General features: G+C 67.7%; 9 protein-coding genes. 2 read left to right on the top strand and 7 right to left on the bottom strand.

All coding sequences use genetic code 11. The features are described 5' to 3' along the window. Positions 1-2 precede the first annotated feature (2 nt). The 7 genes from groL to QT17_RS11425 form a co-directional block, all read right to left on the bottom strand. A complete protein-coding gene (gene groL / locus QT17_RS11455; RefSeq protein ID WP_039460128.1) occupies positions 3-1634 on the bottom strand; it encodes a chaperonin GroEL in 1632 nt (543 codons plus the stop codon). Positions 1635-1645: 11 nt separating this feature from the next. Further along, on the bottom strand, positions 1646-1951 hold the full coding sequence (groES, locus tag QT17_RS11450; protein WP_015716023.1) for a co-chaperone GroES: 306 nt from the start codon (positions 1949-1951) through the stop codon (positions 1646-1648). Positions 1952-2048: 97 nt separating this feature from the next. Next, complete coding sequence (locus tag QT17_RS11445) at positions 2049-3122, bottom strand: DUF58 domain-containing protein (protein WP_200883402.1); 1074 nt, start codon at positions 3120-3122, stop codon at positions 2049-2051. Continuing rightward, on the bottom strand, positions 3119-4033 hold the full coding sequence (locus QT17_RS11440) for a MoxR family ATPase (protein ID WP_039460126.1): 915 nt from the start codon (positions 4031-4033) through the stop codon (positions 3119-3121). Before QT17_RS11440 ends, QT17_RS11445 begins: the two co-directional genes overlap by 4 nt. Next, on the bottom strand, positions 4003-5286 hold the full coding sequence (locus tag QT17_RS11435; protein ID WP_039460125.1) for a DUF4129 domain-containing protein: 1284 nt from the start codon (positions 5284-5286) through the stop codon (positions 4003-4005). Before QT17_RS11435 ends, QT17_RS11440 begins: the two co-directional genes overlap by 31 nt. 374 nt (positions 5287-5660) lie before the next feature. Beyond that, positions 5661-6440 carry an RNA methyltransferase gene (locus QT17_RS11430; protein WP_039460123.1) on the bottom strand — a complete coding sequence of 260 codons (780 nt, stop codon included), beginning with the start codon at positions 6438-6440 and terminating at the stop codon, positions 5661-5663. Then, a complete protein-coding gene (locus QT17_RS11425) occupies positions 6418-8661 on the bottom strand; it encodes a GNAT family N-acetyltransferase (protein WP_039460122.1) in 2244 nt (747 codons plus the stop codon). Before QT17_RS11425 ends, QT17_RS11430 begins: the two co-directional genes overlap by 23 nt. Positions 8662-8698: 37 nt before the next feature. Here QT17_RS11425 and pgi point away from each other — a divergent pair, with 37 nt between their 5' ends. Both pgi and pckA read left to right on the top strand, forming a co-directional pair. Beyond that, positions 8699-9952 (top strand): glucose-6-phosphate isomerase, encoded by a 1254-nt coding sequence (gene pgi / locus QT17_RS11420; protein ID WP_039460120.1) that lies wholly within the window; start codon positions 8699-8701, stop codon positions 9950-9952. A 52-nt stretch (positions 9953-10004) separates the two neighbouring features. Then, positions 10005-11594, top strand: a complete 1590-nt coding sequence (gene pckA / locus QT17_RS11415; RefSeq protein ID WP_039460118.1) for a phosphoenolpyruvate carboxykinase (ATP) — start codon at positions 10005-10007, stop codon at positions 11592-11594. Positions 11595-11626 lie beyond the last annotated feature (32 nt).

The raw sequence follows: 11626 nt of genomic DNA, 5'->3' as shown, positions 1-11626 counted from the left end.
CGCTAGAAGTCCATGTCCCCGGCGCCCGCGGGGGCGGGGGTGGACTCCTTCTTCTCGGGCTTCTCCGCCACCACCGCCTCGGTGGTGAGGATGAGGGCGCCGATGGAGGCGGCGTTCTGCAGGGCGGAGCGGGTCACCTTGGCGGGGTCCACGATGCCCGCCTCCACCATGTCCACGAACTCCCCGGTGGCGGCGTTGAAGCCGTAGCGGAGGTTCTTGCTCTCGGAGAGGATCTTCTGGACGATGACGGAGCCCTCGTAGCCGGCGTTCTCGGCGATCTGACGGGCGGGCTCCTCCAGGGCCCGGCGCACGATCTTGGCCCCGGTGGCCTCGTCGCCCTCGAGGCCCTTCAGGAGCTCGTCCACCGCGCTGATGGCCCTAAGGAGGGTCACGCCGCCGCCCGGCACGATGCCCTCCTCCACCGCCGCCCGGGTGGCGGAGAGGGCGTCCTCAAAGCGGTGCTTCTTCTCCTTGAGCTCGGTCTCGGTGGCGGCCCCCACCCGGATCACCGCCACGCCGCCCGCCAGCTTGGCCAGGCGCTCCTGGAGCTTCTCCTTGGCGTACTCGCTGTCGGTGGTCTCCAGCTCCTTCTTGATGGCGTTGATCCGGGCCTCAATGTCCTCCTTCTTGCCCTTGCCGCCCACGATGGTGGTCTCGTCCTTGGTGATGCGCACCCGCTCGGCCCGGCCCAGCATGGAGAGGGTGGCGTTCTCCAGCTTGAAGCCGAGCTCCTCGGAGATCACCGTGCCACCGGTGACGGCGGCGATGTCCTTGAGCATCTCCTTGCGGCGGTCGCCGAAGCCCGGGGCCTTCACCGCGGCCACGTTGAGGGTGCCCCGGAGCTTGTTCACCACCAAGGTGGCAAGGGCCTCGCCCTCCACGTCCTCGGCGATGAGGAGGAGGGGCTTACCGGTCTGGGCCACCTGCTCCAGGATGGGGAGGAGTTCGCGGACGTTGGAGACCTTCTTCTCCACGATGAGGATGAAGGCGTCCTCGAGGACGGCCTCCATGGTGTCGGGGCTAGTGATGAAGTAGGGGGAGATGTACCCCTTGTCAAACTGGTACCCCTCCACGAACTTCAGCTCGGTCTCCAGGCTCTTGGACTCCTCAACGGTGATGATCCCCTCCTTCCCCACCTTCTCCATGGCGTCGGCGATGAGCTTGCCGACGTCGGGGTCGTTGGCGGAGATGGTGGCCACCTCCTCAATGGCCTTGCGGTCCTCCACGGGGATGGCCAGGGAGCGGATCTTCTCCACCGCGGCCTCCACCGCCTTCTCAATGCCCCGCTTGAGGGCGAGGGGGTTGGCCCCGGCGGCCACGTTCTTCAGGCCCTCCCGCACGATGGCCTGGGCCAAGACGGTGGCGGTGGTGGTGCCGTCCCCCGCCACGTCGTTGGTCTTGGAGGCCACCTCCTTGAGGAGCTGGGCCCCGATGTTCTCCAGGTGGTTCTCCAGCTCAATCTCCTTGGCCACCGTCACCCCGTCCTTGGTGATGGTGGGGGAGCCGAACTTCTTCTCCAGGACCACGTTCCGGCCCCGGGGGCCAAGGGTCACCTTCACCGCGTCGGCCACGGCGTTCACGCCGCGCTCCAGCGCCCGGCGGGCCGCCTCGTCAAACACCAGGATCTTCGCCATAGCTCACCTCCTTACTGCAGAACCGCCAAAAGGTCGCGCTCGGAGAGGATCACGTACTCCTCGCCGTCAATCTCAATCTCGGTGCCGCCGTACTTGGCGAAGACCACGATGTCCCCCTCCTTGACCTCGAGGGGCACCTTCTGGCCGTTGTCCAAGATGCGGCCCGAGCCCACCGCGATCACCTTGCCCTTCTGGGGCTTCTCCTTGGCGGTGTCGGGGAGCACGATGCCGCCCTTGGTCTTGGGCTCCTCCTCAATCCGCTTCACCACAACCCGGTCGCCTAGGGGTTTAATCACGGTCTTCACCTCCGCAGCCATCTTCACTCCCCCCTTTGACGCTCAAAGGCCGAGAGTGTCAAACCAAGGGTCATTATTTTGTCCCTAGGCCCTTTTGTCAAGGGGGTTGAGGGGGGGCTTATAAACGGAGGGGCTCGTTCCCCCGCACCACCCGGAGTTCCAGGCCGTGGGCGGCGAGCACCGCTTTAAGGCCTAGGGCCCGGAGGAGCCCCGGGGTGCGGCCCCGGGCCGGGCGGCCTTTCTCCCCGGGGAAAAGGAAGTAGCCCTCGGGCAAAAGGAGGAGGACCCCTTTCCGGGCCTGCCTCGCTCCCAGGAGGGCGGCTTTCAGGAAGGCATCTTCTGCTCCTTGGGTAAGGAGGAGGTAGGTGCTCCCCCAGGGGGCGGGGGGTGGGAGGGCGGGGCCAGGGGTGGGGGCGAGGCGGGCGAGGAGGGCAAGGGCCCGGTTCAGATGGGCCTTGCCCCGGCCCAGGGGCAGGACTTCCCCGGCGGAAAGGCCGAAGCGTTCCCCCCGGGCCTCCGCCTGGAGGAGGAGCCAGGTGGCCAGGCTTGCCGCGTGGTCCAGGTAGCCCGGGTGAAGGCTTTGGGTGTCTATGTGGAGGAAGAGGCTTCCTTGCAGGCTTTTCTCCACCTCCCGCACCACGGGGTAGCCCAAGCGGGCGCTGGCCTTGCGGGCCAGGAGCCTAGGGGTGTCCCCGGGGGTGAAGGGGCGGAGGCCCTTGGCCTCCAGGGGGTCGGGGAGGCCGAAGGCCGCCGCCCGGCCTTCCAGAAAGAGGCTGGGCGCAGGCCGGTAGGGGGGAAGAGCCCGGAGAGCAGGGTAGACCAGGACCTGGCCCGCCTCCAGGACAAGAACCCTTTTTCCAAACCCCAAGGGGCTTTGGAGCCCGAAGGAGAGGCGTACGGGGTGGAGGCCCCGCCGGCGGTAGGCGTAGGGGAGGGCCAAGGTGCGTTGGCTCCGCCCCCAGGCCACCCCGGAAAGGGCCCGGGGCACCAGGCCCAAGGGGGCGGAGGGAAGGGCCTCGAGGCGGAAGAAAACCGGCAGGGGGCTTGCGAGTTCCACCCGCACCTGCCCTTCCCCTTCCCTCCCGGGAAAGCCCGGGGGGAAGTCCTGGGCGTGGGCTTGGACCCGGGTATAGGAGGGGGCGCGGTAGAGGAGAAAAAGGAGCAAAAGGGCCAAAAGCCCCAGGAGGCTCATGCGCGCTCCACGGGTGCAGGAACCGCCCGCAGGGCCTCCGCCACCAGGCCTTCGGGGGCGATCCCGGAAAGCTCCGCCTCCAGCCTTAGGAGAAGGCGGTGGGGGATGGCGGCGGCGAAGGCCCGCTTGAGGTCCTCGGGAACCGCAAAGGGGCGGCCTTCCAGGAAGGCTAGGGCCTGAGCCAAGCGCTCCACCTGGAGAAGCGCCCGGGGCGAGGGGCCAAGGCGCACCTCCTCCCGTCCCCGCAGCCAACCGGCCAGGGCCAGGAGGTAGTCCAAAAGGGCCTCCGCCACCCGCACCCGCCGCACCGCCTTCCTCAGGGCCAAAAGCTCCTCCGCCTGGGCCACGGACGCCAGGCCTTCCAAGGGGTCTTTTTCCCGCAGGGCTTGAAGGAGGGCCTTCTCGTCGGGAAGACCCAGGGAGAGCCGGGCGGCGAAGCGGTCCCGTTGGGCCACGGGCAGGGGGTAGGTGCCCTCCTCCTCCACCGGGTTTTGCGTGGCCAGGACGAAGAAGGGTTGCGGGAGGGGGTGGGTTCGGCCTTCCAAGGTTACCTGTCCCTCCCCCATGGCCTCGAGGAGGGCCGACTGAGTGCGGGGCGTGGCCCGGTTGAGCTCGTCCACCAGGAGGACCTGGGCGAAGAGGGGGCCTTTCTCCCAGAGGAGGCTTCCCTCCCGGTACAGGTAGACCCCGGTGAGGTCCTGGGGCAAGAGGTCGGGGGTCATCTGGATGCGGCTAAAGGAGAGGCCCAGAACCCGGGCCAAGGCCTTGGCGAAGGTGGTCTTGCCCGTGCCCGGAACGTCCTCCAATAGGAGGTGCCCCCCGGCCAGAAAGGTGGCCAGGGAAAGCTTGAGGGTCTCCTCCTGGAGGAAGACCCGGTCCGCTAGGGCTTCTTGGACCCGTTGGAGGAGCATAGCCTCAGGATATCCGCCAGGTAGGCTTCTGCCTCCTGTGCGCTTTCCTCCCCCAGACCCTCCCCATAGCGCACGGGTAGGTAGAGCCGGGTGAGGCCCTCCAAGGGGGCTTCCACCCTAGGGAAAAGCCCACGGACCCGCCTTGCGTACTCCAAAGGCCCCTCGGGGGGTAGGCGGGGAAAGCCCGCCTGGCCCAGGGCCTTAAGGGCGTGGAGGTAAGCCCGGCGCACCCGGTCTTGGGGTAAGGTTCGCCGGAGGGCCCGGGGGCGCCAGGGGCTTGGGGTGGCTTCCCCTTTTGCCCCGGCCAGAAAGCGGCCCCGCCAGAGGAAAAGCGCCAGGGCCAGGAGGAGGGCCAGGGTGAGGAGGGCGGAAAGCCCGGCCAGGGCCAAGCCCGCCTCCGCCATGCGCCGAGGGCCCGGGATTGAGGTGGTGGGGGATGGCTCCAAGAGGGGGGAGGACCCCGAGAAGGTGGCTTGGGCGGGGCCACGTTCCCCGCCCCCCAAGGTGCCCAGGAAGAGGAGGAAGAGGCCCCCGGCCAGGAGGGCGAGGAGAAGGGGAAGGAGGTGGACCCCCCGGTAGGGGAGCCTTTCCCCCCGCCCCAAAAGGGGCACGAGGGCGAAGAGGAGGAGAAGGAGGGCCAAGGAATGGGCGTGGGGGAGGAGGCGGTTCAGCCAAAGGGCCCAAAGGGGAAGCCCCCCTTCCGGGGCCCCATAGACCACCCCTCCCTCCGGGGGTCCATGCACCCCGCTTGGGGTAGGGAAGCGCACCTCGGGCAAGGAGGGGAGGGGAAGGTGGGGCAAGGTGAAAGAGGCGAGCCCTCCCAGGGAAAGGCCCAGAAGAAAGGGGATGGCCAGGGCATGGGGAGGGGCTTGGAAGGCCTCTCCCCGGGCTTGGGCCTGGGCCCGGGCGCCTTCCAAAAGGCTAACCCCGTGCAAGACCCCCAGAAGGAAGAGCCCGCCAGGGCCCAAGAAAAGGGCGGGGGGTAGGAGGAAGAAGCTTGCCCAAGGACGGCCCTGGGCGGCGAGGAAAAGCCCATAGAGGAGGAGGAAGAAGGAGACCCAGGCCCACTCAGAAAGCCAGGAGGCGAGGGGCTTGCCGAAGGCCTGGAGGAGCCCCGGGAGGAAGGCCCACCCCAGGAAGCCGGTAGGAGAAAACCTTTGGGCTAACAGGAGAAGGCCAACCCCAAGGGCCAGGGAGGTCCCAAAGGGAGGCGCGGCGAGAAGGAGGATTAAGGCGGCGAGAATGGGGCCCATGGCGGCTCTCCTGGCAGCCTTATAGCCTTACATCGGCATGTATGGACAATCCTTCACATCCAGAGCACAACCATTAGGCGAAAGGCCATGGAAAGCTAGAACCATCCCTCCCCCTACAACTACCGCTAGCAGCAGAACACTCCGATATTTCATCGGTAGCCTCACAAATACCCCTACTGCCAATCCGGGGTTCCGCTTCGCCAAAGCCAAGAAGTCCCTAATCCTCACCTGCCTTCACCTCCTTTTATCCCTAAACGTAGAACACTACTACTTAAGTTGTCAACCCTCCCCCCTGGGAGGTAATATTGTGTCGTGGACACGAAGCGGACTTTAGAAAGTTTACTTAATGTTTAGGGAGAGGAACGTATCCAGGTTTACAAAAGCCCCACGGACCTTTGGCGTACCGCCTCGTAGAGGAGGAGGGCGGCGGAGACGCTCACGTTTAGGCTGTCCGCCACCCCCCGCATGGGGATGCGCACCCGGGCCTGGGCCGCCTCCTTCCAGGCCCGGGGCAGGCCCTCGTCCTCCGCCCCTAGGAGGAAGGCCACCCCCTTTTGGTAGTCCTCCTCCCAGTAAAGCTTTTCCCCTTCCGGGGTGGCGGCCACCAGGCGAAGCTCCTGGGCCTTGAGGAAGGCCAAGGCCTCCTTCTCCGCCACGGGGAAAACCGGAAGGGCGAAGACCGCCCCCGTGGAGTTGCGGATGACCTGGGGGCTAAAGAGGTCCACCCCTTCCGCCACCAAAACGAGGTCCGCCCCGGCCCCGTCCGCCGCCCGCAGGATGGCCCCCAGGTTGCCCGGCTTTTCCAGGCCCACCACCGCCAGGACCAGGGGGTTTGGGGGAAGGCGCACCCCCTGCAGGCGCCTTTGGGGGATGCGGAAGACCCCCAGGACCTGGGCGGGGTTTTCCCGGGCGGAAACCCGCTCCAGGGCCTCTTGGGAAAGCTCCAGGACCGGGGCGCTTCCCGCCAAGAGGCGGTCTTCGGGAAGCGCCCTGGGTCCCAGGACTAAGGTTTCCAGGGCGAGGCCCGCACCCAAGGCCCTTTCCACCTCCCGCCTCCCCTCCACCAGGAAAAGCCCCGTCCTTTCCCGCTCCTTGCGCTCCTTTAGGGCGGCGAGGGCCTTCACCTTGGGGTTAGCGGGGCTTTGGATCCGCAAGGCGCACCTCAAACCGGGCCACCTTGGGCCCTTGGAGTTCCAACTGGACGCTTTCCACCTGAGGGAACTCCTCCAGGAGGCGGGAGAGGCGGAGGAGGATCTCCTGGTAAGGGGCGGGGTCCTCGAGGCCCTCCAGGGGCTTTAGGAGCTCCCGGGCGTCCTTTTCCGTGAGGGGCGAAAGGCGCTGGCCCAGGGCCTGGTCCCCCAGGGGGGTGGGCAGGAGGAGGGAGAGCACGGGGCCGAAGAGGGGGTGGGGCTCGGCCTCGAGGCGGAGGGTGAGGCCCCCCGCCTTCCCCAAGGGGAGGCCAAAGGCCTTTAGGAGGGCCTCCGCCTCCTCGCGGCTTAAGCGCTTTTTGCCCTCCAGAAGCCGCCTCGCCTCCTCCAGGCGGAGGTCCGGAAAGTCGGGGAAGAAAAGGGGTTCTTCTCGCCAGCACCGGTAGGCCCAGGCCCGGGCCAAGGCGATGGCCGCCGACTCGGGGAAGCGGTAGAGGGCCGCCCGGCCCAACACCCGGGCCCGCACCCCCGGCGCCCCCATGACGCAGGCGAGGAGGAGCTTCTCCCCCGAGGCGCTTTCCACCAGGCGCAAGAACTCCTCCTCGGAGGCGAAGCCCATGGGGACGAAGAGGAGAAAGACGCTCCCTGCCTCGCTCGCTAGGGCCTCCTCAAGGGCCTGGGCGAAGTCCTCCGCCTTGGCGGTGGAGCCCAGGTCCACGTGCTCCACCTGAAGCCCCCCTTCCCGAAGGGCTTCCAGGGCCAGGTTGGAAGGGCCGGAGGCGTTGGAGATGAGGCGGACCCGAGGGTTTTCGGGCAGGCGGCCCAGGGAGAGGAGGGCGGCCACGTCAAAGGCCTCCTCCAGGTCGTTGGCCCGGATCACCCCCGCCTGGGCGAAGAGGGCCCGCACCAAGGGGTCGCGGGAGGGGTGGACGGCCAGGATGGGCTTCTTCTTGCCGATCCTGCGCGCCAGGCGGGAGAAGCGCCTGGGGTTGCCGAAGCTTTCCAGGTAGAGGAGGATGACCCGGGTGCGCTCGTCCTCCTCCCAGAACTGCAAGAGGTCGTTGGAGGAGATATCCGCCTTGGCCCCCAAGGAGGCGAAGGAGGCGATGCCGAGACCCATACCCTCGGCGTAGGCCATCACCGCCCGGCCCAGGGTGCCCGACTGGCTGGAGAGGGCCAGGGGCCCAGCCTTGGGCAAAGGGGCCAAGGCCGCCGCCAGGCGCACCTCGGGGTGGGTGTGCACCAGGCCCAAGGACCCGGGCCCCAAAAGGCGCATGCCGTAGCGGCGGGCCTTATCCGCCAGGGCCTTGGCCTCTTCCGGGGCGAAGCCCGTGGTGAGGACGATGGCGCCCCTAACCCCCCGGCGGCCGCAGGCCTCCAGGGCGCCAGGGACGCGCTCCTTGGGCACGGCGATCACCGCCAGGTCCACGGGACCCGGGATGCTCTCCACGCTGGGGTAGGCGAGGAGGGGGCCCACGGTGCCACCCTCCCGGCCAATGGCCTCGTTCACCGGGTAGACGGGCCCCTGGAAGCGGCCGAAGATGAGGTTTTCCAGAACCCGGTAGCCGATGCTTTCCGGGTCCCGGCTCGCCCCCACCACCGCCACCCCCCGGGGGAAGAAGAAGGGGTGGAGGCTGGCGATGGTGGAAACCTTTTCCCGCCACTCAAACCGCTCCGCTGTTCTCTCCTCCAGGAGGATGTCCAGCTCCACCTCCACCTCCCCCCCCTCCCGGTGGGCCCGCACCTGGAAGCCGCTTTCCATGAAGACGTTGAGCATCTGGCGGTTTTCCGCCAGGGTGAAGGCCTGGAAGCGCCGCACCCCCCGCTTGGCGGCGAGGAGGGCCAGGCGCTCCAAAAGGAGGGTGCCGAGGCCTTTGCCCTGGTGGGCGTCGTCCACCAGGAAGGCCACCTCGGCGGTGTCCTCCCCCTTGACCCGCACGTACTCCCCCGTGGCCACGATCCTGGGGGGGTCGCCGGCGAGGACGATGAGGGTCACCTTCTCCTCCTCGGGCTTGGCGGAAAGGAGGAGCTCCGCCGCCTTCTCCGGGGAGATGGGCGAGAAGAAGCGCATGCGCAAGGACTCGGGGGAAAGCCGCCTCAGGAAGTCCACGAAGAGGGGAAGATCCTTCGGGGTGGCCCGGCGCAGGAGGGCGGCGCGCCCGTCCTTGAGGAGGACGGGGCCCTCCTCGAGGCCGTGCTGGGGCGTGGGCGGGGGCACGTAGCCCATGCCCTTAGCCTACCCCGGCTGGGGGTAGGATGGGGCCATGCTGCGCCTGGACACCCGTTTCCTCCCCGGGTTCGCCGAGGACCTAAGGGCGAACCTCCCCCTCCTCCAAGAGGCCCGGGAGCGCCTTCTGGCCAAGCGGGGCCAGAAGGGGGCCATGCTGGGCTGGATAGACCTCCCCGAGGACACGGAAACCCTAAGGGAGATCCGCCGCTTCCGCACGGCGAACCCCTGGGTGGAGGACTTCGTCCTCTTGGGGATCGGGGGTAGCGCCCTGGGGCCCAAGGCCCTCGAGGCCGCCTTTAACCAAAGCGGCGTGCGCTTCCACTACGTGGACCACGTGGAGCCCGAGCCCATCCGGAAGCTCCTGAAGACCCTGGACCCCGCCAAGACCCTGGTGAACGCCATCTCCAAGTCCGGGGCCACGGCGGAGACCCTTGCGGGGCTTCTGGTCTTCCTGGACTGGCTTAAGGCGCACCTGGGGGAAGCCTGGCGGCGGCACCTGGTGGTGACCACGGACCCCAAGGGGGGAGCGCTTCGGGCCCTGGCGGAGCGGGAGGGGCTTACGGCCTTCGCCATCCCCGAGGAGGTGGGGGGGCGGTTTTCCGTCCTCTCCCCCGTGGGCCTTTTGCCCCTCGCCTTCGCCGGGGCCGACCTGGACGCCCTCCTCATGGGGGCGCGGAAGGCTAATGAGCTGGCCCTGGCGCCCTTGGAGGAAAGCCTTCCCCTTAAGACCGCCCTCCTCCACCACCTCCACCGCCACCTGCCCATGACCGTCTTCATGGTGTATTCCGAGCGTCTCAAGCACCTTCCCGCCTGGTTCGTCCAGCTCCACGATGAGTCCTTGGGCAAGGTGGACCGGGAAGGCCGCCGGGTGGGCACCACCGCCCTGCCCGCCCTTGGACCCCAGGACCAGCACGCCCAGGTGCAGCTTTTCCGGGAGGGGCCCTTGGACAAGCTCCTCACCCTGGTCATTCCCGAAAGCCCGGAGGAGGACCTCCCCCTGCCCCCGGCGGCGGAGCTCCTGGAGGCGGGCTACCTCTTTGGCAAAACCCTCTTTCGCCTCCTCAAGGCCGAGGCGGAGGCCACCTACCAGGCCCTGGCGGAGGCGGGGCAACGGGTCTACGCCCTTTACCTGTCCCAGGTGTCCCCCTACGCCGTGGGGTGGCTTTTGCAACACCTCATGTGGCAGACCGCCTTCTTAGGGGAGCTATGGGGGGTGAACGCCTTTGACCAGCCGGGGGTGGAGCTGGGCAAGCGCCTCACCCGGGCCTTTTTGGAGGGGGAGGGTTGAGGTGGAAACGTGGAAATGTGCCTTGTGATACCCTGGCCTGGAGGAGGCCCGTATGGACCGCCTGAGCTATATCGGCATTCAACCCAAAAAACAAGTCTTCTGGAACACCGCCTCCCCGGTGTTGGTGGAACACACCTTGAGCCGAGGCGAGGGGATTCTGGCCCATAAGGGCCCCTTGGTGGTGGACACCACTCCCTACACGGGGAGAAGCCCCAAGGACAAGTTCGTGGTGCGGGAGCCGGAGGTGGAGGGGGAGATCTGGTGGGGGGAGGTGAACCAGCCCTTCGCCCCGGAGGCCTTCCAGGCCCTTTTGGGGCGGGTGGCCCAGTACCTTTCCGAGCGCGACCTATATGTCCAAGACCTCTACGCCGGAGCCGACAGGCGCTACCGCCTGGGGGTCAGGGTGGTGACGGAAAGCCCCTGGCACGCCCTCTTCGCCCGCAACATGTTTATCCTGCCCCGCCGCTTTCCCGAAGACGACGAGGCGGAGCGCTTCCAGCCCGGCTTCACCGTGGTCCACGCCCCCTATTTCCTGGCCGAACCCCAGCGGGACGGCACCCGGAGCGAGGTCTTCGTGGGCATCAGCTTCCAAAGGCGCTTGGTGCTCATCGTGGGCACCAAGTACGCCGGGGAGATTAAGAAGAGCATTTTCACGGTGATGAACTACCTAATGCCCAAGCAAGGGGTTTTCCCCATGCACGCCTCGGCCAACGTGGGGCAGGGGGGCGACGTGGCGGTCTTCTTCGGGCTTTCCGGCACGGGCAAGACCACGCTTTCCACCGATCCGGAAAGGCCCCTCATCGGGGACGACGAGCACGGCTGGAGCGAGGAGGGCGTGTTTAACTTTGAGGGGGGGTGTTACGCCAAGGTCATCCGCCTTTCCCCCGAGCACGAGCCTTTGATCTACAAGGCGTCCAACCAGTTTGAAGCCATCTTGGAAAACGTGGTGGTGAACCCGGAAAGCCGCCGGGTGGAGTGGGACGACGATTCCAAGACGGAAAACACCCGTTCTTCCTACCCCATCGCCCACCTGGAGAACGTGGTGGAGTCGGGGATGGCGGGCCACCCCAAGGCCATCTTCTTCCTCTCCGCCGACGCCTACGGGGTGCTTCCCCCCATCGCCCGCTTGTCCCCGGAGCAGGCCATGTACTACTTCCTTTCCGGCTACACCGCCCGGGTGGCGGGCACGGAGCGGGGCATCACCGAGCCCAAGGCCACCTTTTCCGCCTGCTTCGGGGCCCCCTTCCTCCCCATGCACCCCGGGGTCTACGCCCGGATGCTGGGGGAAAAGATCGCCCGCCACGGCCCCCGGGTGTACCTGGTGAACACCGGCTGGACCGGGGGGCCTTACGGGGTGGGAAGGCGCTTCCCCTTGCCCGTGACCCGGGCCCTCTTGCGGGCGGCGCTCCAGGGGGTTCTGGAGGGCGTCCCCTACCGCCAGGACCCCGTCTTTGGCTTTGAGGTGCCCTTGGAGGTGCCCGGGGTGCCCCAGGACCTTCTGGACCCCCGCGCCACCTGGGAGGACAAGGAGGCCTACGACCGCCAGGCCCGTAAGCTCGCCGCCCTCTTCCAAGAGAACTTTCAAAAGTACGCCGATGGGGTGGACGAGGCTGTGCGCCGGGCGGGTCCCAGGATGGGCTGAAGAACTTTACCGGGCCCCCGGGCCCTGAACCC

This window comes from Thermus sp. 2.9, from assembly GCF_000794385.1.
GTDB lineage: Bacteria > Deinococcota > Deinococci > Deinococcales > Thermaceae > Thermus > Thermus thalpophilus.
The sequence above is the reverse complement of the archived record's forward strand: the minus strand, read 5'-3'. Positions and strand labels throughout refer to the sequence as shown.

What these genes read in the sequence shown, in the direction of transcription:
- QT17_RS11425 (WP_039460122.1), bottom strand. Translation starts at nt 8,661, where the DNA reads ATGGGCTACGTGCCCCCGCCCACGCCCCAGCACGGCCTCGAGGAGGGC.
- QT17_RS11435 (WP_039460125.1), bottom strand. Translation starts at nt 5,286, where the DNA reads ATGGGCCCCATTCTCGCCGCCTTAATCCTCCTTCTCGCCGCGCCTCCC.
- pgi (WP_039460120.1), top strand. Translation starts at nt 8,699, where the DNA reads ATGCTGCGCCTGGACACCCGTTTCCTCCCCGGGTTCGCCGAGGACCTA.
- groL (WP_039460128.1), bottom strand. Translation starts at nt 1,634, where the DNA reads ATGGCGAAGATCCTGGTGTTTGACGAGGCGGCCCGCCGGGCGCTGGAG.
- pckA (WP_039460118.1), top strand. Translation starts at nt 10,005, where the DNA reads ATGGACCGCCTGAGCTATATCGGCATTCAACCCAAAAAACAAGTCTTC.
- QT17_RS11440 (WP_039460126.1), bottom strand. Translation starts at nt 4,033, where the DNA reads ATGCTCCTCCAACGGGTCCAAGAAGCCCTAGCGGACCGGGTCTTCCTC.
- groES (WP_015716023.1), bottom strand. Translation starts at nt 1,951, where the DNA reads ATGGCTGCGGAGGTGAAGACCGTGATTAAACCCCTAGGCGACCGGGTT.
- QT17_RS11445 (WP_200883402.1), bottom strand. Translation starts at nt 3,122, where the DNA reads ATGAGCCTCCTGGGGCTTTTGGCCCTTTTGCTCCTTTTTCTCCTCTAC.